The sequence below is a fragment of the Janthinobacterium sp. SUN120 genome, from assembly GCF_030397735.1.
Taxonomy (GTDB): domain Bacteria; phylum Pseudomonadota; class Gammaproteobacteria; order Burkholderiales; family Burkholderiaceae_D; genus Janthinobacterium; species Janthinobacterium kumbetense.
This window is the reverse complement of the sequence record NZ_JAPUBW010000001.1, coordinates 2,028,487-2,054,084: the sequence shown is the minus strand read 5'-3', so window position 1 is coordinate 2,054,084 and position 25,598 is coordinate 2,028,487. Positions and strand designations below refer to the sequence as shown.

General features: G+C 62.9%; 24 protein-coding genes and 4 tRNA genes. 15 read left to right on the top strand and 13 right to left on the bottom strand.

Annotation, left to right across the window (positions count from 1 at the left end):
* Window positions 1-10 precede the first annotated feature (10 nt).
* From O0879_RS09020 to O0879_RS08995, 6 genes are all read left to right on the top strand, one after another.
* Window positions 11-1,957: an ATP-dependent helicase gene (locus O0879_RS09020; RefSeq protein ID WP_289916031.1), complete on the top strand. Its 1,947-nt coding sequence runs from the start codon at window positions 11-13 to the stop codon at window positions 1,955-1,957.
* Window positions 1,958-2,051: 94 nt separating this feature from the next.
* On the top strand, window positions 2,052-2,966 hold the full coding sequence (locus O0879_RS09015) for an NAD-dependent epimerase/dehydratase family protein (RefSeq protein WP_289916029.1): 915 nt from the start codon (window positions 2,052-2,054) through the stop codon (window positions 2,964-2,966).
* Between the two features lie 382 nt (window positions 2,967-3,348).
* Window positions 3,349-3,732 carry a DUF5668 domain-containing protein gene (locus tag O0879_RS09010; protein WP_099668154.1) on the top strand — a complete coding sequence of 128 codons (384 nt, stop codon included), beginning with the start codon at window positions 3,349-3,351 and terminating at the stop codon, window positions 3,730-3,732.
* Window positions 3,722-4,537 (top strand): DUF5668 domain-containing protein, encoded by an 816-nt coding sequence (locus O0879_RS09005; RefSeq protein WP_289916025.1) that lies wholly within the window; start codon window positions 3,722-3,724, stop codon window positions 4,535-4,537. Before O0879_RS09010 ends, O0879_RS09005 begins: the two co-directional genes overlap by 11 nt.
* A gap of 6 nt (window positions 4,538-4,543) precedes the next feature.
* Window positions 4,544-5,620: a histidine kinase gene (locus O0879_RS09000; RefSeq protein ID WP_289916021.1), complete on the top strand. Its 1,077-nt coding sequence runs from the start codon at window positions 4,544-4,546 to the stop codon at window positions 5,618-5,620.
* 11 nt (window positions 5,621-5,631) lie between these two features.
* Window positions 5,632-6,360 carry a response regulator gene (locus tag O0879_RS08995; protein ID WP_289916175.1) on the top strand — a complete coding sequence of 243 codons (729 nt, stop codon included), beginning with the start codon at window positions 5,632-5,634 and terminating at the stop codon, window positions 6,358-6,360.
* Here O0879_RS08995 and O0879_RS08990 read toward each other — a convergent pair.
* From O0879_RS08990 to O0879_RS08980, 3 genes are all read right to left on the bottom strand, one after another.
* Window positions 6,346-8,610 (bottom strand): ATP-dependent DNA helicase, encoded by a 2,265-nt coding sequence (locus O0879_RS08990; protein ID WP_289916019.1) that lies wholly within the window; start codon window positions 8,608-8,610, stop codon window positions 6,346-6,348. The genes O0879_RS08995 and O0879_RS08990 overlap by 15 nt on opposite strands.
* On the bottom strand, window positions 8,607-10,259 hold the full coding sequence (locus O0879_RS08985; protein WP_289916017.1) for a VRR-NUC domain-containing protein: 1,653 nt from the start codon (window positions 10,257-10,259) through the stop codon (window positions 8,607-8,609). The genes O0879_RS08990 and O0879_RS08985 overlap by 4 nt, the downstream gene beginning before the upstream one ends.
* A gap of 85 nt (window positions 10,260-10,344) precedes the next feature.
* Window positions 10,345-11,049, bottom strand: a complete 705-nt coding sequence (locus tag O0879_RS08980; RefSeq protein WP_289916015.1) for an SMI1/KNR4 family protein — start codon at window positions 11,047-11,049, stop codon at window positions 10,345-10,347.
* Between the two features lie 160 nt (window positions 11,050-11,209).
* On the opposite strand from O0879_RS08980, the gene O0879_RS08975 reads away from it, so the two are divergent.
* Together O0879_RS08975 and O0879_RS08970 are read left to right on the top strand one after the other, a co-directional pair.
* Window positions 11,210-12,427 carry an MFS transporter gene (locus O0879_RS08975; protein WP_289916013.1) on the top strand — a complete coding sequence of 406 codons (1,218 nt, stop codon included), beginning with the start codon at window positions 11,210-11,212 and terminating at the stop codon, window positions 12,425-12,427.
* Entirely contained in the window at window positions 12,424-13,050 is a 627-nt protein-coding gene (locus O0879_RS08970) for a metalloregulator ArsR/SmtB family transcription factor (RefSeq protein ID WP_289906636.1), read from the top strand. Before O0879_RS08975 ends, O0879_RS08970 begins: the two co-directional genes overlap by 4 nt.
* A gap of 41 nt (window positions 13,051-13,091) precedes the next feature.
* Here the strand turns inward: O0879_RS08970 and phaP are convergent, their stop codons facing one another.
* From phaP to O0879_RS08950, 4 genes are all read right to left on the bottom strand, one after another.
* A complete protein-coding gene (gene phaP, locus O0879_RS08965; protein WP_077402186.1) occupies window positions 13,092-13,703 on the bottom strand; it encodes a TIGR01841 family phasin in 612 nt (203 codons plus the stop codon).
* Window positions 13,704-13,810: 107 nt separating this feature from the next.
* The gene (locus O0879_RS08960; RefSeq protein ID WP_099664698.1) at window positions 13,811-14,005 is read right to left on the bottom strand and encodes a hypothetical protein; all 195 of its coding nucleotides are present in this window, start codon (window positions 14,003-14,005) and stop codon (window positions 13,811-13,813) included.
* A 47-nt stretch (window positions 14,006-14,052) separates the two neighbouring features.
* Complete coding sequence (locus O0879_RS08955; protein WP_289916011.1) at window positions 14,053-16,293, bottom strand: ATP-binding protein; 2,241 nt, start codon at window positions 16,291-16,293, stop codon at window positions 14,053-14,055.
* A 102-nt stretch (window positions 16,294-16,395) separates the two neighbouring features.
* Window positions 16,396-16,824 carry a helix-turn-helix domain-containing protein gene (locus tag O0879_RS08950; RefSeq protein WP_289911789.1) on the bottom strand — a complete coding sequence of 143 codons (429 nt, stop codon included), beginning with the start codon at window positions 16,822-16,824 and terminating at the stop codon, window positions 16,396-16,398.
* A 116-nt stretch (window positions 16,825-16,940) separates the two neighbouring features.
* On the opposite strand from O0879_RS08950, the gene O0879_RS08945 reads away from it, so the two are divergent.
* Window positions 16,941-17,792, top strand: a complete 852-nt coding sequence (locus O0879_RS08945) for an SDR family oxidoreductase (RefSeq protein WP_289916010.1) — start codon at window positions 16,941-16,943, stop codon at window positions 17,790-17,792.
* Between the two features lie 98 nt (window positions 17,793-17,890).
* Here O0879_RS08945 and O0879_RS08940 read toward each other — a convergent pair.
* The 3 genes from O0879_RS08940 to O0879_RS08930 all read right to left on the bottom strand — a co-directional run bounded on the left by O0879_RS08940 (window position 17,891) and on the right by O0879_RS08930 (window position 18,279).
* Window positions 17,891-17,975, bottom strand: a tRNA-Leu gene (locus O0879_RS08940).
* 67 nt (window positions 17,976-18,042) lie between these two features.
* Window positions 18,043-18,127, bottom strand: a tRNA-Leu gene (locus tag O0879_RS08935).
* A 67-nt stretch (window positions 18,128-18,194) separates the two neighbouring features.
* Window positions 18,195-18,279 (bottom strand) — tRNA-Leu (locus O0879_RS08930).
* Window positions 18,280-18,386: 107 nt separating this feature from the next.
* Between O0879_RS08930 and O0879_RS08925 the strand changes: the two genes are divergently transcribed.
* Window positions 18,387-18,602, top strand: a complete 216-nt coding sequence (locus O0879_RS08925) for a hypothetical protein (RefSeq protein ID WP_289916007.1) — start codon at window positions 18,387-18,389, stop codon at window positions 18,600-18,602.
* Window positions 18,603-18,606: 4 nt separating this feature from the next.
* Here the strand turns inward: O0879_RS08925 and O0879_RS08920 are convergent.
* Window positions 18,607-18,691: transfer RNA gene (locus tag O0879_RS08920), tRNA-Leu, on the bottom strand.
* 409 nt (window positions 18,692-19,100) lie between these two features.
* On the opposite strand from O0879_RS08920, the gene rnr reads away from it, so the two are divergent.
* The 4 genes from rnr (at window position 19,101) to O0879_RS08900 (ending at window position 24,009) form a co-directional block, all read left to right on the top strand.
* On the top strand, window positions 19,101-21,671 hold the full coding sequence (gene rnr, locus O0879_RS08915; RefSeq protein WP_289916005.1) for a ribonuclease R: 2,571 nt from the start codon (window positions 19,101-19,103) through the stop codon (window positions 21,669-21,671).
* Between the two features lie 3 nt (window positions 21,672-21,674).
* A complete protein-coding gene (rlmB, locus tag O0879_RS08910) occupies window positions 21,675-22,418 on the top strand; it encodes a 23S rRNA (guanosine(2251)-2'-O)-methyltransferase RlmB (RefSeq protein ID WP_034756912.1) in 744 nt (247 codons plus the stop codon).
* Between the two features lie 132 nt (window positions 22,419-22,550).
* Window positions 22,551-23,300 carry a serine O-acetyltransferase gene (gene cysE, locus O0879_RS08905; RefSeq protein WP_099664693.1) on the top strand — a complete coding sequence of 250 codons (750 nt, stop codon included), beginning with the start codon at window positions 22,551-22,553 and terminating at the stop codon, window positions 23,298-23,300.
* 10 nt (window positions 23,301-23,310) lie between these two features.
* Window positions 23,311-24,009: a DUF480 domain-containing protein gene (locus O0879_RS08900; RefSeq protein ID WP_289911787.1), complete on the top strand. Its 699-nt coding sequence runs from the start codon at window positions 23,311-23,313 to the stop codon at window positions 24,007-24,009.
* Window positions 24,010-24,023: 14 nt separating this feature from the next.
* Here O0879_RS08900 and O0879_RS08895 read toward each other — a convergent pair whose 3' ends face one another.
* Together O0879_RS08895 and O0879_RS08890 are read right to left on the bottom strand one after the other, a co-directional pair.
* Window positions 24,024-24,392, bottom strand: coding sequence for a tetratricopeptide repeat protein (locus O0879_RS08895; protein WP_289911786.1), 369 nt, complete (start codon window positions 24,390-24,392; stop codon window positions 24,024-24,026).
* Between the two features lie 7 nt (window positions 24,393-24,399).
* Window positions 24,400-24,849 (bottom strand): DUF4240 domain-containing protein, encoded by a 450-nt coding sequence (locus O0879_RS08890; RefSeq protein ID WP_289911785.1) that lies wholly within the window; start codon window positions 24,847-24,849, stop codon window positions 24,400-24,402.
* A gap of 192 nt (window positions 24,850-25,041) precedes the next feature.
* Between O0879_RS08890 and O0879_RS08885 the strand changes: the two genes are divergently transcribed.
* On the top strand, window positions 25,042-25,545 hold the full coding sequence (locus tag O0879_RS08885; protein ID WP_289916003.1) for a DUF2199 domain-containing protein: 504 nt from the start codon (window positions 25,042-25,044) through the stop codon (window positions 25,543-25,545).
* The last annotated feature ends 53 nt before the right edge of the window (window positions 25,546-25,598 follow it).

Sequence of the window (25,598 nt, the reverse complement as noted above, 5' to 3'; positions counted from 1 at the left end):
AGGAATTCTTTTGAGTACAGATAACGCCCCGCAGTTCATTCCCAAACGCATCACGCCCACGCTGGAACAGGTCGCCATCCAGACGGCGCAAAAGAAAGTGGTGCTGATCGACGCCAATGCCGGCGCGGCCAAGACGACGACCCTGGCCCTGCGCCTGGCCGAGGCGCTGCACCGGGGCCGCGCGCCCGAACGCATGCTGGCCCTCGTATTCACCGAGGCGGCACGCGTGGCCCTGCGCCAGCGCCTGCTGGAAGTGGGCGTGCCGCTGGGCGTCGTCAAGCGCCTGACCATCGACACTTTCGACGCCTTTGCCGCCAAGGTGCTGTTGCAGCTGGAAAACATGCAGGTGGCAGCCATGCGCAGCGATGAAGAGTTGCGCCCGGTTGCCTGGGAAGCACTGGAAGTCGTGTCGGAAAAGTATGCTCATCGTTACCCGCTGGAAATCAATACGACCAACGGGGCGATTGCCGAGTTTTTGAAACTGCAATTGCGCACCAAGGCGCGCCTGGATTTCCAGAATCCCGACTTCGAGAGCAATTCCCTGGATGACAATCTGGAGCTGCTGGGCATGTCGCGCACGCATTATCTGTGGCTGCGCGAATACGAAGGCTTGCGCGGCGCCGACACGGGCGATATCCAGTTCCGCGCGCCATTTGACGCCACCTACGACCTCGTGCGCATGCTCGACGGCGACGAGCCGCTGCGCCAGCAATTGCCCGCCTTCCAGATCATCGTGGCCGATGAATTGCACGATTTGAACGAAGCGTCGTTCCGGCTGCTGACCATGCTGATACGCCGCGGCAACGCGTTTTTCTGCGGCGCCGGCGACAAGGACCAGGTCATCTACACATGGTCGGGCGCCGACCACCGCTTCCTGCGCCAGCGCTTCGAACAGGAGTTCCCCGCCTTGCAGCGCTTGCCGCTGACGGCCTCCTACCGCTACGGCCCGCAGCTGGCGCACGCCGTGGGCGTGCTGAAAAACAAGGCCAGCGTCTCGGCCCTGTCGCGCGCCACCCACATCGAAGTGTTGCAATACGAGCATGCGCAGCCGCAAGCGTGCAGCGCCCAGCTGATCGCCGCGCTCGAGCACGCGCATGCGGGCACGACGGCCATCTTGCTGCGCGACCGCGACCAGGCGATCCGCGTGGAAACGGCGCTATTCCAGAGCGGCATCGCGTATGGCCTGGTGGACATGAACAGCTATCTGCTGAGCCTGGAAGTGCTGATGCTGCGCGGCATGGTCGCCATCGCCCGCAAGGACTTGCACGCGATCAAGAGCGGCCCGCGCCGCGGCGAAATCCTCGAAGCCCTCGTGGCCTTCGCGGAAATCCCGTTTACGCGCACGGAATTGCAGCAAGCCAAGGCCGACGTGGCCAACTATCCCGACTTGCTGGAAGGTTTCCTGACGAACCAGCTGGCCAAGTCGCAGAACCAGGACAAGGCGGCGCTGACCCTGGCCGCCGTCGACTACCTGCGCGCGCTGCCTCCCGACGCTCTGGCGGGCGATGCCTTGCAGCACATCTTTGACTTGATGCAGCTGGAACAGACGGCGCGCCGCATCTATGTCGACCCGGCGCAGGCCAGAGTGGTGGCCCGTTCCCTGCACGGTTTCATTGCCGTGTGCCGTGAAGCGGGCGTGGCGCTGGGCGGCTTTGCCGGCTGGCTGGGCGAGATGGAAGACGCCGTGACGGTCTCGACCGGCAAGGCTAAACTCGTCATCGCCTGCATCGACCAGATCAAGGGCCTCGAATACAACCACGTGATTTTGCCTTACCTGGCCGTCGACGAGTTCCCGCGCAGCAAGACCGACCCGCTGGAAGAGGAAAACCGTTTCTATGTGGCCGCCACCCGCGCGCGCGACAGGCTCACCTTGCTGACGCCGCAAGACCCTGCTTACCAGAGCCGCTACATCGCCGCCTTGCAGCTCAAACAGAAGATTGTTGCGCCGAAGTCATAGATCTTTTGCCGTTCGGCTTCTTTTTGCGAAAGACGAAAGCGGGCATACTGGACTGGTGTGATTCACAGCAATCTAACCAGACAGGGAGCAAGATATGAAAGTATTTTTGACAGGCGCAGCAGGTTTCATCGGCAGTTCCATCGCGGCGGGCCTCGTGCGCGCCGGCCATCAGGTCACGGGCCTCGTGCGCAAACCGGAACAGGTGGCCGAACTGGCCAAGATCGGCGTGTTGGGCGTGCAGGGCGAGTTGAACGACCGCGCATTGCTCATCGAGCAGGCAAGGGCGGCCGACGCCGTCATCAACGCGGCCAGCAGCGACCACCGGGGCGCCGTCGAAGCGATTCTCGATGCGCTGGCCGGCAGCAACAAGCCTTTCCTCCACACCAGCGGTTCGTCCATCGTGGGCGACGCTTCGGGCGGCGAGGGCACGGAGCAGATCTATTATGAAGACAAGTTGCCGGCGCCCACGGCCGACAAGGCGGCCCGCGTCGCCATCGACGACCTGGTGCTGGCCAGCGCAGGCAAGGGCGTGCGCGCCAGCGTGCTGTGCAACACCCTGATCTACGGCCATGGCACCTTGCCGCGCGACAGCGTGCAGCTGCCCCGCCTGCTCAAGCAGGCGCGCAAGAGCGGCATCGTGCGCCACGTGGGACCGGGCCGCAACATCTGGTCCAACGTGCATATCGACGATGTCGTCAGCCTGTATTTGCTGGCCCTGGAAAAGTCGCCTGCCGGCACGTTTTACTTTGTCGAATCGGGCGAAGCGGCCTTCCGCGACATGACGGCCGCCATTGCCACGGCACTGGACCTGGGGCCCGCGCAGGACTGGCCGCTGCCCGAGGCGATAGCCGAATGGGGTTACGAGATGGCTTCCTACGGCCTCGGTTCCAACAGCCGCGTGCGCGGCGAGCGGGCGCGCAAGTTGCTGGGCTGGCAGCCGCAGGGACCGTCCGTGCTGGCATGGATCAAGAACGACATGCTGCACCCGCCGCACGCCATCGGCGTTTGATGCAGCTCAGCAAAACCTCATCAGTGTGCGCTAGCGAACGGTGCTTTGTGGCGATCGGGAGTATGATGGCTTTGCTTGGTTGAGACGCACTGCCGTGAAGTTGGCGGCATGTTCGATCTTCCAGCAGGTCAGCCGGTCGCCTCAAGGATCGGCACCAGATTCTTGCTGCCGGCGCGCTTGCGTCGTGCGGCTGTGCACTGCAACTCCAGGTCGCGGTGTGGACTGCGAACCCCTTCAAGGCCGGCTCTAGCCGGTCTTTTTTTTGCCCGTTGTTTCCATCGCTGCGCCATTCACCGCTGTCTTTCCGCCATTCGCCGAAGCGGTGTTTTCCCCCGTCCGAAATCCGCGTATCTTTACGATCAACCAACTTCAAGGGGTGACCGTGAAACCTGAACCAGCTTATTGCCGCCGTACCCAGCTGCTGTGGGGCGTGCTGCTGATCGCCACCGGCGCCATCATCCTGCTGGACCGGCTCGATATGATCTATCTCCACGATTACTATTCACTATGGCATTATTGGCCGGTGATACTGGTCGTTTTCGGCTTGAACAAGCTGCTCACGCCAGTGTCCGCCAAGCAGGTATTGAGTGGCCTGTGGCTGATCTTCTTCGCCGCCTGGTGGTATGTATCGTATGAAGAACTGTGGAACTTGAGTTTTTATAACAGCTGGCCCGCCTTGCTGATCGCCTGGGGCGTGGGCCTCGTGCTGGAGCCGCTGTTGAACAAACATTTTATTGCCTACCGGGAGTCCGAGCATGAAAAATAAACCGCCGCTGCACTCGCCATCGCAGATCGTGCTGGGCGTCATCGTCATCGGCCTGGGACTGCTGTTCCTGCTCGATAACCTCGGTTTCATCGATGTGCGCTACACCTTCCGTTTCTGGCCCACGGCGCTGATCGTGTTTGGCCTGCTGAAACTGTCGCAAAGCCGCAGCGCGAACGGTTATTTATTGGGTGGCATGCTGGTGCTGCTGGGCGTGGCCTGGACCCTCAAGCACATGGGCATCTTCTACATGAACTGGGACTTGCTGTGGCCCCTGCTGATCATCGGCCTGGGCGTGGCCGTGGTGTCGAAGTCCCTGCCCGGCGCGCAGCAGCGCCAGCGCCGCCGGCGCTTTGGCGCGCAGCAGGATGGAAGCGCTGCGCCCGACTCGTTCGGCCAGGCCAGGAATGGCGCCGTGTCGCTGGACAAGGATGCCGCCGATGCCACTGCGGCGCCCGGCGCCGGCGGGCAGGCGGACGATGACAGCATCATCGAAGTGACGGCCATCCTTGGCGGCTATGTGCGGCGCGTGTCGTCGCAGCGCTTCAAGGGCGGCGATATCAATGTCATCATGGCCGGCTGCGAAATCGACTTGCGCCAGGCGTCGATCGAAGGCGAAGCCGTGCTCAACGTATTTGCCCTGTGCGGCGGCGTCACCATCAAGATTCCGCCCGACTGGAGCGTCGTGCTGCAGGGCACGCCCATCCTCGGCGGCTTCGAAGAAAAGACCATCGTGCCGCCGAACCAGAACAAGCGCCTGTACGTGACGGGCTACGCCATCATGGGTGGCCTGGAAATCCGCAACTAGGCGCGCATGTCGGGGCCCTTGTCGAAGCGGCGCGGCGCCGTGGTGGTGTTTCTGGTCTGCATCGCGCTGGGCCTGGCCCTGGCCTTTATACTGGCCAGGGTGGCGCACGCGCCCTGGCTCAATGCCGTCGTGCTGGTGGTGCCCGCCACGCTCGTGTATGCGATCGGCTCGGGGTTTTCCGCGTTTTACCTGTGCCGCGCCTACCCCTTGCATGCCCGCCATCCGCTCGCCATCGCCGGCGTGGTGGGCGTGGCGGCCCTGTTCGCGGGCTTGCTGTGGGCCACCCTGCTGCAATTTCTGAATAGCGTCAGCCTGTTGCTGGAGCTGCGCTGGCTGGGCGTGAACCTGACGCAATCGCTGCTGGCCCTGTTCTTCGGCCTGGGCGTGCTGCTGTATTGCCTCGCTGCCGCAGTGCATTATCTGTTGCTGGAATTCGTGCGCGCCAGGATGGCCGAGCAGCGGGGGCTGGAAGCGCAGCTGACGGCGCAGGAAGCGCAATTGCGCATGCTGCGCACGCAAATCGATCCGCATTTCCTGTTCAACAGCTTGAACTCCATCAGCGCCTTGACGTCTATCGATGTGGCGGGTGCGCGCCAGATGACGGTGCAACTGGCCAGTTTCTTTCGCCAGAGCCTGAGCCTGGAAGCGCACAAGCACATCACCGTGGAGCAGGAACTGGTGCTGATCCGCCATTTTCTTGCCATCGAGCACGTGCGTTTTGGCGAACGCCTGCAAGTGGCGGAAAGCATCGACGCTGCCGCGCTGGCGTGTTTGCTGCCGCCCATGCTGATACAGCCGCTGGTGGAAAATGCCGTCAAACATGGTATCTGCGGCTTGACGGAGGGCGGCCTGATCGCCATCGAGGCCCGGCGCGCAGGCAGCCTGCTGCAGATCGCCGTGCGCAATCCGGTTGATGCAGATCAAGGGCCTGCCCGCGGCAATGGCGTGGGCCTGGAAAATGTGCGCCAGCGCCTGGCCGGCGCGTATGGCCACGAAGCCAGCGTGCACTGGGGGCGGCGCGACGGCCAGTTCGAAGTGATGATTTCCATGCCGGCGCAGACCGGCGACACGGAGGAAGCATGATGCAGGCAAGAATGCGGGTCGCCATCGTTGACGATGAGCTGCTGGCGCGCAGCGTGTTGCGCGAATACCTGGCGCGCCACGACGATATCGACATCGTGGCCGAGTGCGCCAACGGCTTCGAGGCCGTCAAGGCCATCGCGGAGCTGGAACCGGAACTGGTGTTTCTCGACATCCAGATGCCGCGCCTGGACGGCTTTGAAGTGGCGGAACTGATCGGCGCAAAGACGCGCTTGATCTTTGTCACGGCCTACGACCAGTACGCCTTGAAGGCCTTCGAATGCCATGCGCTGGATTACCTGTTGAAACCGTTCAGCGAACAGCGCTTCGACCAGGCGCTGGCCCATGTGCGCGCCAGCCGCAGCACGCCCGAGACGGTGCTGACGGTGGCGCGCGAAGCGGCCACGCGCGCCGCGCCACTGGACCGCGTGCTGATACGCGACGGCGCCAAGGTCCACGTCATCGCCAGCGCGCGCATCGATTACATCGAGGCGCAGGATGACTACATCAGCATCCGTTCCGAGGGCAAGTCCTACCTGAAAAGCCAGACCTTGGCGGAGCTGGAAACCCAGCTGGACCCCGCCAAATTCCTGCGCGTGCACCGGTCATACCTGCTCAATATCGACGGCATCCGCCGCATCGAGGCGGCCACCAAGGACAGCCACGTGGCCATCCTGCGCGATGACACGAGGATACCCGTGAGCAAGGCGGGGTATCAGAAGCTGAGGTTACTGGTTGGCTAGCTGCACATCCCACCACGTGGGCAGCAGCTGGCGGATTTCCGGGCGGGAAAAACGGTCGTCGATCAGATAGACGACGCCCTTGTCCGATTGCGTGCGGATGACCCTGCCTGCCGCCTGTACCACCTTTTGCATGCCCGGATACAGATACGTGTAGTCGTAGCCGGCGCCGAAGATGTCGCCCATGCGTTGTCGGATCTGTTCGTTGACGGGGTTGATCTGCGGCAAACCCAGGGTGGCGATGAAGGCGCCGATCAGGCGCGCGCCGGGCAAGTCGATGCCTTCGCCGAACGCGCCGCCGAGCACGGCAAAGCCGATGCCGCGCGTGTCCAGGCCGAAACGGCCCAGGAATTGTGCGCGAGCAGCGTCGTCCATGCGGCGCGGCTGTTGCCAGAGTGGCACGTCCGGGTAATGCTGGGCGAACAAGTGGGCCGTCTTTTCCATGTAGTCGAAGCTGCTGAAGAAGGCCAGGTAATTGCCCGGCGTTTCCGCGTATTGCTTTGCCATCAACTGGGCGATGGGCAGCAGCGAGGCGGCGCGGTGCTGGTAGCGCGTGGAAATGCTGTCGGCCACGCGCACGGACAATTGCTCCGCCTGGAAAGGCGATTCCACGTCGACCCAGGCCGTGTCGGCCGGCATGCCCAGGGTGTCGCTGTAGTAATTCCACGGACTCAGGGTGGCGGAAAACAGGGCCGTGCTGTGGCTGGCCGCGAAGCGTTCCTTGAGAAACGGTGCCGGGACGATGTTGCGGAGGCACACGGTGGAACCGGTGTCCGTTTTGCTGACGTCGAACAGCGAATGCTCGCCAAAGCTTTCCGCCAGGCGGTTGATCAGCAGCACGTCAAAGTAAAAGCGCTGCAAGTCCTCGTCCAGCGCGGCGGCATGTTCGGCCAGGTAGTCGCCGATGGCCGTGGCCACTCCTTGCAGGGCGCCAAAGAATTTGTCCGGCAACGCCGCATGCACGTGGTAATCGCCATCTTGCTCTTTCAACAAGGCCGTCCACTGGCGCGAGAGGCGGTCCAGCGGCTTTTTCAAGCCCTCCGGCGCGAACTTACGCAGCATTTTCAGGTCGATCTGCGCCAGTTCGGCCGAATACATGCTGCGCGCGCGCGACACCATATTGTGCGCTTCGTCGACCAGCACATTGACTTTCCAGTCGTGGGCCAGGGTCATGCTGTACAGCATCGCGCTGAGGTCGAAGTAATAATTGTAGTCGCCAATGACGACGTCGCTCCAGCGGGCCAGCTCCATGCCCAGGTAATACGGGCAAATGCCTTGCTGCAAGGCGATGGCGCGCACGGCTTCCTTGTCCAGGATCAAACCGCTGGCCAGCGCCACCTCGCGCGCCAGCGGCAAGCGGTCGTAAAAGCCCTTGGCCAGCGGACACGATTGGCCATGACAGGCCTTGTCAGGATGTTCGCAGGCGCTGCTCTTGGCGCTCAGTTCCAGCACGCGCAGCGGCAGCAGGGGCGCGCTATCCTTGAGGATGGCGCAGGCGTCGAGCGCCATCTGGCGTCCCGGCACCTTGGCGGCGAGGAAAAACAGTTTATCCAGGCCATGCGCGGCCGTCGCCTTCAACATGGGAAACAGGCTGCCCACCGTCTTGCCGATGCCCGTCGGCGCCTGCGCCAGCAAGCCGCAGCCACGGCTGCTGGCCTTGTACATGGCTTCGGCCAGCTGGCGCTGCCCCGGGCGGAAGTCGGCATGGGGAAACGCCATGCTGGTCAGCTGTGCATCGCGGCTGGCGCGGTGCGCCAGTTCCTGCTCGGCCCAGTCGAGGAACAGCGCGCAATGCTGTTCGAAGAAAAGGCGCAACGCCTCGGCCGTGCACTCTTCGTGCATGACCGTTTCCTTCTGGCTGGCGATATCGAAATACACGAGCGCCACGCGCAGCATGGGCAGGTTCAGCTGCTGGCACAGCAAATGGCCGTAGATGCGCGCCTGCGCCCAGTGCAACTGGCGGTGGTTGGCGGGCATGGTGTCCAGTTCGCCCCGGTAAGTCTTGATCTCTTCCAGCTGGCGCCGCGCCGGGTCGTAGCCATCGGCGCGGCCCCGCACGTGCAGGGGGCCGAAGTTGCCGGACAGGCTGATTTCGCGCTGGTAATCGTCGTCGCGCCGGCCAGTGACGGTGGCGTGCCCGGCCATGCCTTCCTGTGCCGTGGGCGAGGGGGTGAAGCGCAAGTCCAGGTCGCCTGCCTTGGCCGTGAATTCGCACAGGGCGCGCACGGCGATCGTGTACTTCCTGACGCTCATGCGGCCGCCTCCCACTGCAGGTAGCACACGCTGACGGGCATGGCGTGTTCGGCGCAATACGCGATCCAGCGCAGCTGGTTGTCTTGCAGGCGGTCGCCCGGACCCTTGACTTCGATCATGCGGTAGCGCCGTTCGGCCGGCCAGAACTGGATTAAATCGGGAAAGCCGCTGCGGTTGCTTTTGATGTCGAGCAAGATGCGCTCGAACGCCTTCTTCAGGTGGATGGCCGGGATGCAGGCCAGCGCCAGATCCAGCAAGCCATCGTCCAGCACGTCCCAGCTGACGAAGGGCGAGACGATGCCGTGCTTGGCGGCAAGCGTGGCGCGGATGGCGGCGTGGTAGCTGCCGTCGTCCAGTTGCGCCAGGCAAGCGGCAAAGTCCAGGCTGCGGCGCTGGTAAAAGTCGGCGCTGTGCAAGTCGGCCGGACCACGGTGGAACGGGTGGAAGAAGGCGCCCGGCATGGCCTTGAAGATGGCGGGCCAGCACAGCAGGCCGAACAGCGAGTTGATCAGGGTGTTTTCCACGTAGTAAACGGGCGCGTCATCCCGCATCAGGTGTTGCTGCACCACCCCTTCCACGTAGCACGCTTGTTCAGGGCAGGGCAGCAGCAGGTCGATGCGCTCCACGGCTGCGGCCGCGCTGGCCGCCTGCTTCGCATGGCCCAGCTTGCGCCGCAAACGGGGGGCCATGCGCAAAAGTAATTGTTGTTCCGCTTCGCTTTCCGGCGCGGCCAGGGCGATCGTCAGGCGCTCGTAGGCCGCTTGCGGCTGCTCATCCTTTTCCAGCACGCGGATGGCGCGGCCACGCGCGCCCGGATAGCGGCAATCGGCGTAGGCGCGGTAGGCGGCCGGCCAGTCCTGGCATTTTTCCAGGTGCTGGGCGATCTGGTAACGCAGCTTGTCGCGCCGGCTGGCCAGCCAGGTATTGTCCTGCGACAAGGGCAGCGCCGCCAGTTCCTGCAGCACTTCGTCGGCCGGCGCGCTGTCGTTGTAGCGTTCGCGGCACTGGTGCAGCACTTCATAGTGCTCGATATCCTGGCGCGTGCGAAAACCGCGCGAAGCGGGCGAGAATTCCACTTTTTCATACTGGTACACGCCCAGGTCGGACAGCACGAATTCCGACCAGTCCTGGTGATAGTTGCCAAAGTAAATCAGGCGCAAACGGTCGCACAGGGCTTGCAGGCCGAGGCGGTACAGCACGTCGCCGCAGGCGGGATGCCAGGCGGAGAACGCCTTCTCATTCACATGCTGTTCGCGCAAGGCGTCCAATTGTTCCGCCTTGCGCGCCGCCTTCAGGGGCGCGGCGAGGTCGAAGGCCTGGGCGATTTCCGCTTTCAGCAGCAGTTCGAACAGCTCGTCTAGAGAAATGACCGGATCGGCCACCACCCAGCCGGTGGCCAGCAGGGGCAGGGCGGCTGAGCGCGTGTCGCCGATTTCCGGGTAATTGAGCTTGCTTGCGCGAAACAAGCAACCCTTGCGCATGACGAGGCGCACGAACAGGGCGCGCGACGGCTGCGGCAGTGCGCCGAATGCAGCGATGAACTGCGTTTCCTCAACACTCAGCAGATCGGCGTAACGCGCGCTGATCCAGTTCAGCACATCCTGGAAATTATCCAGATAGTACAGGGGATTTTCCAGGACTCTCAACATGGGTGCAATAGGGCAAGGTGATTGGTTTTACTGTGTTTATATACAGTTTAAACCTTCAGCCGCCGCTTGCACAGCGATTTTATGTTCAGCCAGCCGTGCTGTAGGCAAAACAGCTGTCGAACTTTTCGTAGGGAATCAGTTCCGCACGCAGGCCAGCCAGTTCGATATCGCTCAGCAAGCCCCGGTGCGCTTCCTTGCGTCCCTTCGGCAACAGCACGTCGTAATCGATGATGTCCCTGGCCAGCAAGGCTTGCAGCACCTCGGCCTGGCGCGCCGTCAGGTAGCGCGCATGCGTGCCCAGGGTGTTTGCCAGTTGTTCCTTGAATTCCCCATCGCTGACGTCGTTGTACGTATCCTGGTCGGCCATGCTGTTCAACAGCATGTGAAAGATGAAGTCCTGCAGGTTTTTCGCCAGGTACTGGGCTTCATCCTGGTCGTGCCACAGCAGCACGACGGGCATGTCGCCGTCTTGCTGGCCAGATGCGAAAAAGCAGTAGTGGTCGCCCGCGCCCGTCTGCGCGAACGGGATGAAGCGGAAGGCGGGATCGATCTGCCGGTAATCGTCGGGATCGGCCAGTTCTTCCATGGCTGCCGCTGCGGCTTTGACGCTGAGCAACTCGAAATCGTCCGCATGCAGCAGCAGGGTGGGCCGCTCGGTCAAAGTGGGGTAGACCAGCTTGTACCAGTCGGGGCCGTATTCGCCCACGGCCAGCATGCCGTCGCGGTCCAGTTGCCGGTACAGCGCAGGATAAGTGAAGCCGTGTTGCTGTTCAATTTCTGCCAGTGTCATGTTTGCCCTGTTCAACGTGAGTCATGCGGCAATGATAGCCGAGGCGCTGGCGCGCACGGCTGGCCCCACGGCGACAATGATGCGCATAATTAATAAACATTTTAGTTTACTTATGTGGCGTGCTCACGTAGTCTGGCCAGACCATCTCCATCGAGCCCGCATGAAAAACATCATCCTGATTTCCGCCGCCTGTTTGCTGGCGCTGCTGTCGACCATCGGCGCCTCCCTGCCGTACCCGATCCTGCCGCCCCTGTTCGCGGCCGAGGCGCCGAATGCCTTCAACAATTTCCTCGGCTTGCCATCGAAACTGCTGTTCGGTCTGGCGCTGACCATCAACCCGCTGGGCTTGCTGATCGGCTCGGCCTTGCTGGGGCCGCTGTCGGATCGCTATGGCCGCCGTCCCTTGCTGATGCGCACGGCCGTGGGCGCCGCCATCGGCCACGCCTTCACGGCCTGGGCGCTGGTGATCCAGTCCTACCCCCTGTTCATCGTCGCCCGTTTCATCACCGGTTTGCTGGAGGGTAACGGCGCCGTGGCCCGCGCCATGCTGGCCGACCAGCTGACGGGACCGCTGCGCCTGCGCGCCATGTCCTGGCTGAATGGCGCGTTTTACCTGGGCTGGCTGGTGGGGCCCATCCTGGCGGGCGCCACCCTGCATTGGGGCGTGACGGTGCCGTTCTGGATCGCCGCCGCCGCCCTGATGCTCGTTGCCGTGCTGGTGGCCGTGGGCTTGCCGCGCGAAACGCCCTCGTTATTGACGACGTCGTGGTGGCAAGTGGCGCGCGACCGTCATTCGCTCAATTTGCTGCGCCATGACGAGTTGCGCACGCTGTTTATCGTGCAACTGGCGCTGACTTGCGGCGTGGCCAGCTTTTACGAGTTCTATCCGCTGTGGCTGGTCGAGACGGCCAATTACCATGCGCAAGAGATTGCCTGGGTGAATGTGGGCCTGTGCGGCACGATGACCATCACCTCGCTGCTGGCGGGCGGTCCCAGCCGCCATGCGCCCTTGCTGCGCGCCAGCTGGTATGCGTGCGGCGTGGCGCTGGCCGTGGGGATCTTGGCGCTGGGCAATATCTGGGTGGGCATCGCCGCCATCGTGCTGTTCGGCATTCCGAATGCGCTGTACAACACAGTGATCCAGGGCTGGTGCGCCGAGCGCTTCAGCGCGCACGGGCAGGGCGCCGTGATGGGCTTGTTGGCTACCACCTTTTGCATCGCCAACATCGTCGTCGCCCTCAGCGGCTCCGTGCTGACCCTGATCGATACGCGGCTGATCCTCGTCGCGGGCGCCTGTTCTGCCGCCTGGGCCGCGTGGCGCATGGCCGCCTGGCGCCGCCAGCTGGCCGGCGCCGTCGATGCCGAGGCGGTGGCATGAATACGTCCGAGCAGACGCTGTTCTTGCTGAAGATGCGCGGGCCGCAGACGGCGCAGCAACTGGCGGCCTTGCTCGATATCACCTCCATGGGTGCGCGGCGCCAGCTGGAAGCGGCGCAGGACAAGGGCCTGGTGGCTTGCGGGGACGTGGCCGACAAGGTGGGGCGCCCGTCGCGGCGCTGGCAGCTGACGCCAGCGGGCCACGCGCGCTTTCCCGACCGCCATGCCGACCTGACCCTGGAATTGATCGCGCAAGTGAAAACCCTGTTCGGCGACGAGGGGCTGGATAGACTGATCGGCGCGCGCGAGCGCAGCAGCGAAGCCGCCTACGGCAAGCTGGTCGACCCTGGGCTTGATCTGGCGCAACGGGTGGATAGCCTGGCGCGGGCGCGCGATGGCGAAGGTTATATGGCCCATGCGGAACCGCAGGACGATGGCAGTGTCTTGCTGGTGGAAAACCATTGCCCGATCTGTGCGGCCGCCAAGGCGTGCCAGAATTTCTGCCGCGCCGAGCTGGCCATCTTTCAGCGGGTATTGGGGGACGATTGCACGGTGGAACGCAGCGAATATCTGCTGGAGGGGGGGAGGCGCTGCGTGTACAGAATCATACCTATCGGGACCTGAAGAATCAGGCCCCGATAGCTGCAAACTGACTTCTTGTCAAATTACTTCTTGGCAGCCTTCGGCTTGGCGGCAGGTGCCGCTTTTTCAGCCGCGGCGGTGGCGCCGCCCGTCGCTTTTTCCGTGGCTTGCGCCACTTGCGCGCTGGCCTTGGCGATCTGCTCTTCCACCGTTTTCACGGCCTGTTTCGTGGCCTTGGTCACTTGTTCGTAGCCGAGGAAGGCGTTGTCGATGGCGGCCTTGACGATGGCGACGGCGTTTTCCGAGCCTGGCGGCACGTTTTTCGTCACGTCGTAGATCAGGGCGCTCAGATTGCTTTTCGCTTCGGCCACATGGGCTTCGGCGGCCGTCGTGAATTCCGTGTGGATTTCCTTGATGATGTCGTCGAGTTGCTGTTTATACGCTTTCGCGCCGGCCACGCCCGGTTGCAGCTGGGCGGCGGCGGCGGCCATGGCGGCCTTCGGATCCTTGGCCTGACTGATTTCCTTGCTGGCGGCCAGGCCATCCTCGATGCCGGACTTGGCGGTGGCCATGTTCAGCGCCAAGACCTGTTCCACGCCTTGCACGGCCTTGGAGGTGAGGGTGTTGAAGGTCATCAGCTGGAATTCAAACAGGGCCTTGGTGGCCGTTGCGAATTGTTCGGGATTCGTAAACATGTGGTCTCCTCGGTTTGAATAGATACGTTCTTATCGTTCCATACTCTTTCGACGCCGCATTGCCATCGCTTGCTCTCAAGCCGGTGCCCCGTGTGGTCATGGCCCCATTATTTAACAAGCGCCGGTTTTTCGCAACGGCTATCTTTGTACGGTCCCGAGGCCAGTTCCCAGCCAAATCCCAGGGTCGATTGGGCGCACGACAGGGTGCCGTCGATCTTGCTGCGCCATTTGTACCAGGGGGCAGGTCCGGCCATTGCGCCAGCGCAAACTGCCAGCAGGGCAGTGGCGATAAGGTATTTCATGGGTGCTCCGAAAGAAATGCTTGCTGGCATTGTAGCGCGCTTGCCCGTCAGGGGGCGGGCGCTTGCGGCGCGGCGGCGGGCAGCTGCAGGGTGAAGGTGGTGCCGCTGCCGTCGCCGGTGCTGCTGGCAACATGGATATGGCCGCCCAGCACGCCCGTGACGATGTTGTGCGCCACGTGCAGGCCCAGGCCCGACCCGCCGGAACCGAGCTTGGTCGTGAAGAAGGGGTCGTAGACATGCACTAGGTCATCGGCGGCGATGCCCACGCCCGTGTCGGCGATGGACAGGGTGATCGTCTGCCCGTCGTCGCTGCCGCGCGCGGTGATGGCGATGGTGCCGCCGCTGCGGCCCTCGAAGGCATGGCGCAGGCAGTTTTCCAGCAGGTTGCTCAGGACCTGGCCCAGCGGACCCGGATAGCTGTCCATGGCCAGGCCCTCGGGCACGTCCTGCGTCAGGCTCAGGCCGGCGGCCTTGAGCGGCGTCGACATGGGCAGCATCAGTTCGGCGATGAACTGGCGCAGCAGGAAGTGGCGGCGCTGCGAGCTGGCGCGGTCGACGGCGATCTGCTTGAAGCTCGACACGAGGTCGGCGGCGCGCTGCAGGTTGCGCAGCATGATGGCGTCCGCCTCGCTGGCCTGGGTCAGGTAGGCGCCCAGTTCGGAGCGGCGCAAGCCGTCGAGGAAGCTGGCCTGGATTTCGCGCGTGCGCTCGGCCATCGTGGTGGCCACCACCAGGCCGTTGCCGATCGGCGTATTGAGTTCGTGCGCGATGCCGGCCACCAGCGCGCCCAGCGCGGCCAGCTTGTCGCGGCGCACCAGTTCTTCTTGCGTGATGGACAGGTTTTCCAGCGCGGCGGCCAATTCGAGGTTCATCTGCTCCGAGTGTTCCTTGGCCTGGGTCAGCGCCGCCGTGCGTTCGGCCACCAGCTCTTCCAGGTGGGCGCGGTGGCGCTGCAGTTCGCGTTCATGGCGCATGCGGCCAATCGCGATGCCGGCCAGGTCGGTGGCCGTGTCGATCAGTTCCAGGTCGCGCGCGTCGGGCTGGCGCACTTCGCGGTAGTACATGGCGAAGGAACCGAGCACGGTGCCATCCTGGCCGAAGATGGGGCGCGACCAGCAGGCGCGCAAGCCGAATGGCGCCGCCAGCTCGCGGTAGGGCGCCCACAGCGGATCGCGCATGATGTCGGTGACGACCACCGGTTCGCGCAGGAACATGGCCGTGCCGCAGGAACCCACGCCGGGGCCGATGGCCACGCCTTCGAGCAGGGCCATGTACTCGGCCGGCAGGCTGGGGCCGGCCGCGCTATGCATGTGGATGCCGTCGTCGTCGAGCAGCATGATGGAGCAGAGCACGCCGCGCGACTGGCCTTCGATCAGCAGCAGCAAGTGGTTCAGGGTGGGGATCAGCGGCGCGCCCTTGGCGACCATTTCCAGCAGGGCGCTCTGGCCCGAGCGCATCGCTTCGGCGAGGTTGCGTTCGGTCAAGTCGATGATGCGCGCATGCACCAGCTGGCGGCCGGGCACGGACAGGCGCATCAGGCGGATTTCGCAGGCGATCGGGTGGCTGTCGCGGTGGCAGCAGCTGGCGCGGAAGACGACGATCTTGCCTTGCAAGGTATCGCGGATCTTTTCTTCCAGTAGTTGCGGCGAGGCGCGGCCATCGCCCTGGTGCCTGGGGAACAGCGGCTCTATGCCGCCTTGCAACAGCTCGGCCAGCGGCATGCCGAACAATTCTTCGGCCAGGTGGTTGGCGTCGATCAGCAGGCGGTTGTCGATATCGAACAGCAGCACGGCGTCGGGCGAACCGGCCAGGATGGAGTGGTAATTGACTTCCAGCGTTTGCGGATGCAGGGGGCGCGGCGGCGTGGCGGCGCGCGGCGCGGGCGCCTCGGCCTTGTGCAGCGCCAGTTCCATGAGGATTTTTTCCGCCACGTCGCGCGCATTGAAGGGCATCTTGATGTAGTCGGAAGCGCCGGCGCCCACGCTGCGGCCTTGCTCTTCGGCGCTGGGGGTGGCCGACATCAGCAGCAGGGGCACGCCGTGGCGCCCGCCCGCATTGCGCAGGCGCATGCAGGTGGCGCCGATATTCGTGCCCGCCAGGGCCGCGTCGAGCAGGATCAGGTCCGTGCCGCCGGCCGCCAGTTCCACGCCTTCGTCGATATCGCCCGCCAGCCCCGTGCCCAGGTTATGCCGGTCCAGCACATACAGCAGTTCGCGCACATCGTTCGGCGAATTGCTGACCAGCAGCACATTGGCCCGGTCAGTGATGGAAGAAATCAACTGGTTCATGGTGTCGCGCCCTTACGCGTTTCATGGGCCTAGTATTACATCAAGGCAAGTAGGAGTAAACGATAATTCTTGATGACTAAAAGCAATGCGGATGGCCCTCGTTCACGCGGCGTTTTGCACGGCAGGCGCCGTGGCCAGGTCGGCGCGCGCCTGTTCGATGCGCGGGTAATTATCCTCGATCCAGTCGACCAGCACGGCCAGGCGTTCGGCCGCCTCGCGTCCCAGCGGCGTGAGGCTGTATTCCACCTTGGGCGGGATCACCAGGTACGCCTGGCGCAGCACGAAGCCGTCGCCCGCCAGCGCTTCCAGGGTTTGCGCCAGCATTTTTTCGCTGACGCCGCCCACTTCGCGGCGCAGTTCGCTGAAGCGCCGCGTGCCGCTCAGCAGCAGTACCAGCACCAGCACGGCCCAGCGGCTGGTCAGGTGGCTGAGCACGGCGCGCGACGGGCAGGCGGCCGCCAGCAGGTGCGCGCCCTGGTTTTGGCGGGCGAGGGCGGCGCGCAGGCTGGCGCCGGGAGTGTCTGTGGACATGATAGTTGGCCTTCGAAGTTTGGTATCCAAGAGTACTTACCAAAAGGTACGTACTTACAATTGGTAAGTAATAGTCCTATTATAGGGTTTTACCACCCACGTACCAAGGAGAAATCATGATCGTCATCACCGGCGCCACAGGCAACCTGGGCCAGCACGTCATTGCCAGCCTGCTCAAATCCGTCCCTGCAGCCAACATCATCGCCGCCGTGCGCAACCCGGCCAAGGCCGCCAGCCTGGCCGCACTGGGCGTGCAAGTGCGCCAGGCCGATTACAACGATGGCGCCAGCCTCGATGCGGCGTTCAAGGGTGCAACGAAAATCCTGCTGATCTCGTCGAGCGAAGTGGGCCAGCGCGCGCAGCAGCACCAGAACGTCATCGATGCGGCCAGGCGCGCCGGCGTAGCCCTGTTGGCCTATACCAGCGTCTTGCGCGCCGACACGTCGCCGCTGGGCCTGGCCGCCGAGCACGTCGTCACGGAAGCGGCCATCCGCGCATCCGGCCTGCCATACACGTTCCTGCGCAACGGCTGGTACCTGGAAAACCATACGGAACACCTGGCGCCCGTGCTCGAGCATGGCGTCGTGCTGGGCGCGGCGCAAAACGGGCGTTTCTCGTCGGCCGCGCGTCTCGACTACGCGGCGGCCGCCGCTGCCGTGCTGACGGCGACCCAGCCGCAAGCCATCTATGAACTGGCAGGCGACCAGGGCTTTACCCTGGCGGAATATGCGGCCGAAGTGGCGCGCCAGTCGGGCAAGGCGATTGCGTACAAGGATATGCCGCAGGCGGACTTCAAGGCGGCGCTGGTGGGCGTGGGCGTGCCGGAAGGCTTTGCCGATCTGCTGGCCGATTCCGATGCGGGCGCGGCCAAGGGCGGCCTGGAAGACCATGGCAAGCAATTGAGCGCGCTGATTGGCCGTCCGACGACGAGTCTGCATGACGCCGTGAAGGCGGCGCTGGCCAAATAAGGGGAGGGTGCCGCAGGGATGCGGCATTCTGGAATCATTCTGGAATGAAAAAAGCCGCAAACTCGTGAAAGTTTGCGGCTTTTTTGCGAATTAGGTAATGGTGCCCACGAAGGGACTCGAACCCCTACACCCGAAGGCACATGGACCTGAACCATGCGCGTCTACCAATTCCGCCACGTGGGCACTGATGCTGCTACTGCTATATCTCACTACTGTACTGCGGATTACAACGAAAACGACTCGTTGCTGGTGGTGCCCACGAAGGGACTCGAACCCCTACACCCGAAGGCACATGGACCTGAACCATGCGCGTCTACCAATTCCGCCACGTGGGCATTGTGCTGCTCATTTCAACTGCGTACTGCTTTACTGCGGATCACAATGAAAACATCTCATTGCTGGTGGTGCCCACGAAGGGACTCGAACCCCTACACCCGAAGGCACATGGACCTGAACCATGCGCGTCTACCAATTCCGCCACGTGGGCATTGTTACTGCTTGCTGCTTGTCGCTGCATGTTCTGCAGCGAGGACAAAATCATAATGGCTGGCGCGCATTCGGTCAATCAACATTTTGCACTTTTCTGCAAGAAACATGTTTTTTCGCCTGAAAAGGGCTTTTCCCTATGAAAAAAGGCTGAATCTGCCTATTTTTTCAGCGTTTTGGTGGCGGATGGCGTTCGCTGGAGTGCGGGGAGTGAATGTCATCGCCTGGCAGGTGCGTGGCGACTGCGGCGTGGGGGGGGGGGGGCGTTTCGGAAATGAAAAAAGCCGCAAACTCGTGAAAGTTTGCGGCTTTTTTGCGAATTAGGTAATGGTGCCCACGAAGGGACTCGAACCCCTACACCCGAAGGCACATGGACCTGAACCATGCGCGTCTACCAATTCCGCCACGTGGGCACTGATGCTGCTGTGACTTATTACTTTTACTGCTCGAGTACTTGTTGAAAAATAACTTCACAACAATTCTGCTATTATAGCGACTTGAAGAGTTTTGCGCCAGATGAGCTTTCGCTCCATACTGCACATCAACCCTGTACCGCTTTCCTGCAACTGCATCCCCGTGAAGGTTTGTCGCTGCAAGAGACCGAGATTATAGAGCAATATTTGCCGAAGTCAAATGCATTGCGCAGCTTTTCTCCTTTTTTTCATCGGCGGGGCACTTGTTCGGTTTCCGCTACGCTGTCCGTTAGGCAAACCAAGGCGTCCTCCGGTACACTACCGGACATCACCGTGTCAATATTGACGGTGATGTCATCGGTCTTTGTCTTCCGTTTGATCACTGTCAATAACAACTATAGAAATACTTTTGAGCCAAAATACCCACACCATCCCCAGCCGGGAGGACATTCTCGGCATATTCCGCAGCGTCAGCGCGCCTCTCGACCCGCAGTCTCTCGGGAAAACGCTGCAAGTGCATGCCGATTCCATGGATGTCCTGGTCCGTCGCCTGAAGGCGATGGAGCGCGACGGCCAGCTCAAGTCTGACGCCAGCGGTGTTTTCAGCCTGGCCGACCAGAGCGCGCTTGTCGCCGGTCGCGTCACCAGCCACCGCGACGGTTTCGGCTTTGTCATTCCCGACGACGCCAGCGCCGACCTGTTCCTGCCTGAGAAGGAAATGCAGAAAGTACTGCATGGCGACAAGGTCATGGCCCGCATCGTCGGCACGGACCGCCGCGGCCGTCCGGAAGGCACGATCGTCGAAGTCACCTACCGCGCCAATACCCACGTCATCGGCCGCCTGATCCAGGAAAACGGTACCTGGGTCGTGGCGCCGGAAGACCAGCGCATCGGCCAGGACATTTTGGTCACCGGTTCGGTGGGCAAGGCGAAAGCGGGCCAGATCGTCAGCGTCGAGCTGACGGAGCAACCGATGCGCTTCAAGCAGCCGGTTGGCAAGATCGTCGAAGTGCTCGGTGCGCTCGATGACCCCGGCATGGAAATTGAAATTGCCGTACGTAAATTCAACGTGCCGCACGTCTTTTCCGCCGCCGCCTTGAAGCAAGCTGAAAAGCTGCCCTTCGAAGTGCGCGCCGCCGACCTGAAAGACCGTGTCGACCTGCGCGACGTGCCTTTGGTAACCATCGATGGCGAAGACGCGCGCGATTTCGACGATGCCGTGTATTGCGAACCCGTCAAGATCGGCCGCGCCAACTGCTTCCGCCTGATCGTGGCGATTGCCGACGTCAGCCATTACGTGAAACCGAACGACGCGCTCGATATCGACGCGTTGGAACGCAGCACGTCCGTCTACTTCCCGCGCCGCGTCATCCCGATGCTGCCGGAAAAGCTGTCGAATGGCCTGTGCTCGCTGAACCCGGCCGTCGACCGTTTGACCCTCGTGTGCGACGCCGTCGTCAGCGACAAGGGCGAGTTGAAGGCTTACCAGTTCTATCCGGCCGTCATCCATTCGGCCGCGCGCCTGACCTACGACGAAGTCGCTGCCGTGCTGGGCAATACCAAGGGACCTGAAGCGGCACGCCGCGCGGACATCCTGCCGCACCTGCAGAACCTGGAAGCCGTCTACCGCGCCTTGCTGAAAGCACGCACGGAGCGGGGCGCCATCGATTTCGAGACGACGGAAACGTATATCGTCTGCAATAGCGCGGGCAAGATCGAAAAGATCATCCCCCGCACGCGCAACGAAGCGCACAAGATCATTGAAGAGTGCATGCTGGCGGCCAACGTCTGCGCGGCTGATTTGTTGCTGCGCAATAAGCATCCAGGCACCTACCGCATCCATGCCAGTCCGACCAAGGAAAAGCTCACGCAAGTGCGCACCTTCCTCAAGCAGGTGGGCCTGAACCTGACGGGCGGCGACACGCCATCGGCATCCGATTACCAGACCCTGATGCAGCAGATCAAGGCGCGTCCCGACGCGGCCCTGCTGCAAACGATGTTGCTGCGCTCGATGCAGCAAGCCGTCTACAGCCCGGACAATATCGGCCACTTCGGCCTGGCCTACGAGGCGTATGCCCACTTCACCAGCCCGATCCGCCGCTATCCCGATCTGCTGACGCACCGCGCCATCAAGGCCATTCTGCAAGGCAAGAAATACGAGCCGAAGCTATCCGAAAAGACCGTGCTGAACACGAACGTGTCGAACGCCACGCGCAAGCAGCAGGCGAAGGACAAGGCCGACGGCAAGCCGAAGAAGACGGATTTGACGATCTGGGACGCGCTGGGCGTGCATTGCTCGGCCAACGAGCGCCGCGCCGACGAAGCGTCGCGCGACGTGGAAGCCTGGCTGAAGTGCTACTTCATGCAGGACAAGCTGGGCGAAGAGTTCACCGGCACCATCACGGGCGTGACGACGTTCGGCGTCTTCGTGCAATTGGATACCCTGTTTGTCGAAGGCCTGGTGCACGTCACCGAGCTGGGCACCGATTACTTCCAGTACGACGACGCGCGCCATGAATTGCGTGGCGAGCGCACGGGCAAGCGTTATCAATTGACCGACCGTTTGACGGTGCAAGTGGCGCGTGTCGACCTGGAAACGCGCAAGATCGACCTGCGCCTGGTCACCGATGCGGAACTGGCGGGCGAAGAAGCGCCAGCCAAGCCGAACGGCAGCGGCAAGCGCAAGGGCGAAAAGAAATCGATGGTCAAGCCCGGTCCAGCGACCGAGCAGCGCCATGAGATCAAAACCAGCGTCAACAACGGTGGCAAACCCGGCAATGGTTCCGGCGGCCGTGCCAACGGCGCCAAGGCGCAAGCCAAGCCTGCAGCCAAGGCCGCGCTGAAGGAAACCCCGAAGGCGGCAGCGCCCAAGGCCGCCGCGCCGAAACGCAGCAAGAAACCAGCCGCGGCACCCGCTGCGGCGGCACCACGAGCAGCAAAAACTGTATCTGTATCAAAAACAAGCAAGAAGAAACGATAAATAATGAAGAATAAAATGATTTTCGGCTTCCACGCCGTCACCTCGCGTCTGCGTCATGAAGCGTCGTCCGTGGAAGAAATTTTTGTCGATGCCAGCCGCGTCGACGGCCGCATGAAGGACATGATCGCCGCAGCCAAGGCTGCCAACGTGCGCGTCATGCCTGTCGACTCGTCGCGTCTGGACAAGATCGTCGGCACGCGCCGCCACCAGGGCGTGATCGCGTTTGCCTCGCAACTGTCGCTGGCGCGCAATCTCGATGAGTTGCTGGACGCCATCGACGGCCCGCCGCTGCTGTTGATTCTCGACGGCATCACCGACCCGCACAACCTGGGCGCCTGCCTGCGCGTGGCCGACGGCGTCGGCGCACATGCCGTCATCGTGCCGAAGGACCGCGCCGTGGGCCTGAACGCCACGGCCGCCAAGGTCGCCAGCGGCGCCGCCGAAACCGTCCCGTACATCACCGTGACGAATCTGGCGCGCACCATGCGTGAACTCAAGGAACGTGGCATCTGGCTGATCGGCACGTCGGACGACGGCGAAAAAGGCTTGTACGAAGCCGATTTCACGGGCCCGACGGCCCTCGTCATGGGTTCCGAAGGAGAAGGCATGCGCCGTTTGACGCGCGACACCTGCGATATCCTCGTCAGCATCCCGATGTTCGGCTCCGTCGAGAGCTTGAACGTGTCGGTCGCTTCCGGCGTCTGTCTGTACGAAGCCCGCCGCCAGCGGATCGCTTTGGAAGCTTAAGAACGTCCTGAACGTTTTGTAGCGCTTCCATGATCGGCCGCCGCCCTGGTGCTGGCGGCCGATTTGCTTTCCCCTCCAGCATTCCCCCGCCGAATACGCTACCATTTGCGTTCCACCTTATTCATTGTCATTATGTTCCACCACCTGCGCGAAGATATCAACAGCATCATTGAACGTGACCCCGCCGCCCGCAATGGCTGGGAGGTGCTGACCTGTTATCCGGGCTTGCACGCCATCGTCATGCACGGCTGGGCGCACTGGTGCTGGACGCGGCACATGAAGTGGGTAGGGCGCTTCATTTCGTATATCGGCCGCATCATCACGGGCATCGAGATCCATCCGGGCGCCGTCATCGGCCGGCGCGTCTTCATCGACCATGGTTTCGGCGTGGTGATCGGCGAGACGGCCGTCGTCGGCGACGACTGCACCATCTACCAGGGCGTGACCCTGGGCGGCACCTCGCTGCACAGCGGCAGCAAACGCCATCCGACCCTGGAACGGGGCGTCATCGTCGGCGCCGGCGCGCAGGTGCTGGGCAGCTTCACGGTGGGCGAGTACGCCAAGGTGGGTTCGAACGCCGTGCTGCTGAAACCCGTGCCGTCCGGCGCCACGGCCGTCGGCAACCCCGCGCACATCGTGCAAAAGGATGTCAGCGCCCTGCGCGAGGGCAGCACGGCCCATTTGTTCGCCGCGTATGGCGTCACGCCCAACGGCGACGATCCCCTGTCGAAAGCCCTGCAAGGCTTGATCACGCACGCCGTGGCGCAGGAACAGCGCATCGAGACCATCCTCGCCACCCTGAAGGCGGCGGGCATCTGCTGCCAGGGCGTGCCCGAGTGTGATAAATTTGATTCCGAGCAAATGAACAAGCTGGTTGATTAAGGATACAGGCATGACTACAGACGCAAACGCAGCAGAGAAAAGCAGCGACAATCCGAATCTGCTCGACCCCTTCGAGATCCGCGTGCTGGCCGTGCTGGCCGAAAAGGAAGCGCTGACGCCGGACAGCTACCCGCTGTCGCTGAACGCGCTGACGAACGGCTGCAACCAGCTGTCCAGCCGCGACCCCGTCATGGCCCTGTCCGAAGAAACCGTCTACGACGTGTTGCAGCGTTTGATGCAGCGCAAATTCGTCAACGGCATTACGCAGGCGGGTGCGCGTGTCGCCAAGTACGAACACCGCATGCGCATCAAGTGGTCGCTGGAACAGGATAAATTGGCCATCCTGACGATATTGATGCTGCGCGGCTTGCAGACGGCAGGCGAGATCCGCAGCCGCAGCGGCAGGGTGCATGAATTCAAGTCCGTGGCGGAAGTGGAAGCCGGCCTGCAATTCTTGATCGACAAATACCCGCCGCTGGCGGCCAAGCTGGCTGTCGCGCCCGGCGCCAAGGAACCGCGCTACGGCCATCTGCTGGGCGGCGAAGAGGCGCTGGCGCAGATCGAGACGGCGGCCGGTTTTGCTGGCGCCGTCAGCGCGCCGCAGCAGGGCAGCAGGGTCGCCCAGCTGGAACAGGAAGTGCTGCAATTGCGCAGCGACTTCGATGGCCTGGCGGCGCAGTTCGAGGCGTTCCGCAAGCAGTTCGAATAGTTTTCAGGGCACGCCTATTGGGCCTGCGGGTCGAAATAGGCGGTCCAGGTCAGGCTGGAAGCGGCAAGACCCTGCGCCTTGCCAAATTGCGCCATGGCCTTGCGCGGTTTTGCCAGTCCCGCCAAGGCCACCCCCAGGTTGTAATGGGTATGGCTGTCCGTCGAGCCCAGCTTGAGCGCTGTTTCCAGTACGTTGACGGCGTCCCTGTACTTGCCCTGGTCGCACAGCACGGCGCCCAGGCACGTGATCAGGGCCGTGTCTTGCGGGGCCGCTTGCAAGGCGCCGCGCAGCACGGCCTCAGCTGCCGCCATGTGCGCCTCCCATTGCCCGGCATCGCCTTCGGCCAGCTGGATATGCGCCCTGCTTGCGGCGATGGCGTCCATTGCCGCCCTAACCAGGCCAGGCGGCGGAATTGCTTCCGGTTTCATAGTCGACGCTGGCGGTAAAATCCCAGTCATCGGTGTCACGCCCTGTCTTCTCGGACCAGGCCTCGGGAGCGACGCTCAACAGTTCCTCCAGCCACTCGTCCGTTTGATCGGGCATCAGTGTGGGGTTGGCCAGAACGCTGTCGTACGTGGCCTTGCCCGAGCCGACGACGAAACAGCGCGCATACAGGAAACTGTCATCCGACTTCCCTGAATCACCGGCCTGCTCCGCAAACACCTTGCCATCGAGCTGGTACAGTGCCTGCGCCAGGCACTCTTCGAAGCCCTTGATGTCCTTGACCGGCAACTCGGCGAGGGCTTCCGTCAATGGTTCCACCGCGGCATCGGCGTCGCCGTCTTGCAGGGCTTCACGGTCGATTTGCTCTATCAGCTGCCAAAATTTTTCTTCGTTCATTGTTCATTCCAGGTAAATAGTCCATCGATACTGAAAGAGGCCAGGCATGCAATGCCCGTGGCGCGATGCGTCCCGTCTGTGCATCTTGGGATTGTTTAGAATATCATCTTGCCAGAATGCCAAGCGCACAGTTTCCCCAAGTAACTTTTTGCATGCAATACCGCAAACAATTCGAATAAGCAGCCTTCCCATATGACTTTCTCCTTCCAGTGCCGCTCCTGCGGCGAGACCCACACGGGCATGCCCAGCTTCGGCGCCGATGCGCCGTGGCTGTACGAGCAGATGGCGCCCGCCGAACGCGAAGCACGCTGCCAGCTCGACAGCGACGCCTGCATCGTCGACGAAGCGCACTGCTTCGTGCGCGCCACCATCGACATCCCCGTGCACGGCGCGGACGAGCCGTTCAGCTGGGGCGTGTGGGTGTCGCTGAGCGGCGACAGCTTCGACGCCTGGGACGCCTGCTTCAACGATGCCAAACGGGCGCATATCGGCCCCTTCTTCGGCTGGCTCAGCACGCAGCTTCCCGTGTATCCGGACACCCTGAACCTGAAAACCCGCGTGCACCTGCGCGACGATGGCATACGTCCGGCCATCGAGCTGGAACCGACGGATCACCCGCTGGCGGTGGAGCAGCGCGACGGCATCACGGCAGAGCGGGTGGCCGAACTGTATGCACGACTGATGCATGGCGCGTGACAGGCCCGGCGTTGCAGCCGCTCCCTGTCGGACCGCTCATGTTTCCGGTATCA

Bases quoted from the DNA above. Each gene is read 5' to 3' on its own strand.
- O0879_RS08975 (WP_289916013.1), top strand. From the start codon at position 11,210: ATGAAAAACATCATCCTGATTTCCGCCGCCTGTTTGCTGGCGCTGCTG.
- O0879_RS08995 (WP_289916175.1), top strand. From the start codon at position 5,632: ATGCGGGTCGCCATCGTTGACGATGAGCTGCTGGCGCGCAGCGTGTTG.
- O0879_RS08895 (WP_289911786.1), bottom strand. From the start codon at position 24,392: ATGGACGCCATCGCCGCAAGCAGGGCGCATATCCAGCTGGCCGAAGGC.
- O0879_RS09000 (WP_289916021.1), top strand. From the start codon at position 4,544: ATGTCGGGGCCCTTGTCGAAGCGGCGCGGCGCCGTGGTGGTGTTTCTG.
- O0879_RS08985 (WP_289916017.1), bottom strand. From the start codon at position 10,259: ATGTTGAGAGTCCTGGAAAATCCCCTGTACTATCTGGATAATTTCCAG.
- O0879_RS09005 (WP_289916025.1), top strand. From the start codon at position 3,722: ATGAAAAATAAACCGCCGCTGCACTCGCCATCGCAGATCGTGCTGGGC.
- O0879_RS08990 (WP_289916019.1), bottom strand. From the start codon at position 8,610: ATGAGCGTCAGGAAGTACACGATCGCCGTGCGCGCCCTGTGCGAATTC.
- O0879_RS08970 (WP_289906636.1), top strand. From the start codon at position 12,424: ATGAATACGTCCGAGCAGACGCTGTTCTTGCTGAAGATGCGCGGGCCG.
- O0879_RS08900 (WP_289911787.1), top strand. From the start codon at position 23,311: ATGACTACAGACGCAAACGCAGCAGAGAAAAGCAGCGACAATCCGAAT.
- O0879_RS09015 (WP_289916029.1), top strand. From the start codon at position 2,052: ATGAAAGTATTTTTGACAGGCGCAGCAGGTTTCATCGGCAGTTCCATC.
- O0879_RS08955 (WP_289916011.1), bottom strand. From the start codon at position 16,293: ATGAACCAGTTGATTTCTTCCATCACTGACCGGGCCAATGTGCTGCTG.
- O0879_RS08945 (WP_289916010.1), top strand. From the start codon at position 16,941: ATGATCGTCATCACCGGCGCCACAGGCAACCTGGGCCAGCACGTCATT.
- O0879_RS08960 (WP_099664698.1), bottom strand. From the start codon at position 14,005: ATGAAATACCTTATCGCCACTGCCCTGCTGGCAGTTTGCGCTGGCGCA.
- phaP (WP_077402186.1), bottom strand. From the start codon at position 13,703: ATGTTTACGAATCCCGAACAATTCGCAACGGCCACCAAGGCCCTGTTT.
- rlmB (WP_034756912.1), top strand. From the start codon at position 21,675: ATGAAGAATAAAATGATTTTCGGCTTCCACGCCGTCACCTCGCGTCTG.
- O0879_RS08980 (WP_289916015.1), bottom strand. From the start codon at position 11,049: ATGACACTGGCAGAAATTGAACAGCAACACGGCTTCACTTATCCTGCG.
- O0879_RS08925 (WP_289916007.1), top strand. From the start codon at position 18,387: ATGTTTTTTCGCCTGAAAAGGGCTTTTCCCTATGAAAAAAGGCTGAAT.
- O0879_RS08950 (WP_289911789.1), bottom strand. From the start codon at position 16,824: ATGTCCACAGACACTCCCGGCGCCAGCCTGCGCGCCGCCCTCGCCCGC.
- O0879_RS08885 (WP_289916003.1), top strand. From the start codon at position 25,042: ATGACTTTCTCCTTCCAGTGCCGCTCCTGCGGCGAGACCCACACGGGC.
- cysE (WP_099664693.1), top strand. From the start codon at position 22,551: ATGTTCCACCACCTGCGCGAAGATATCAACAGCATCATTGAACGTGAC.
- O0879_RS08890 (WP_289911785.1), bottom strand. From the start codon at position 24,849: ATGAACGAAGAAAAATTTTGGCAGCTGATAGAGCAAATCGACCGTGAA.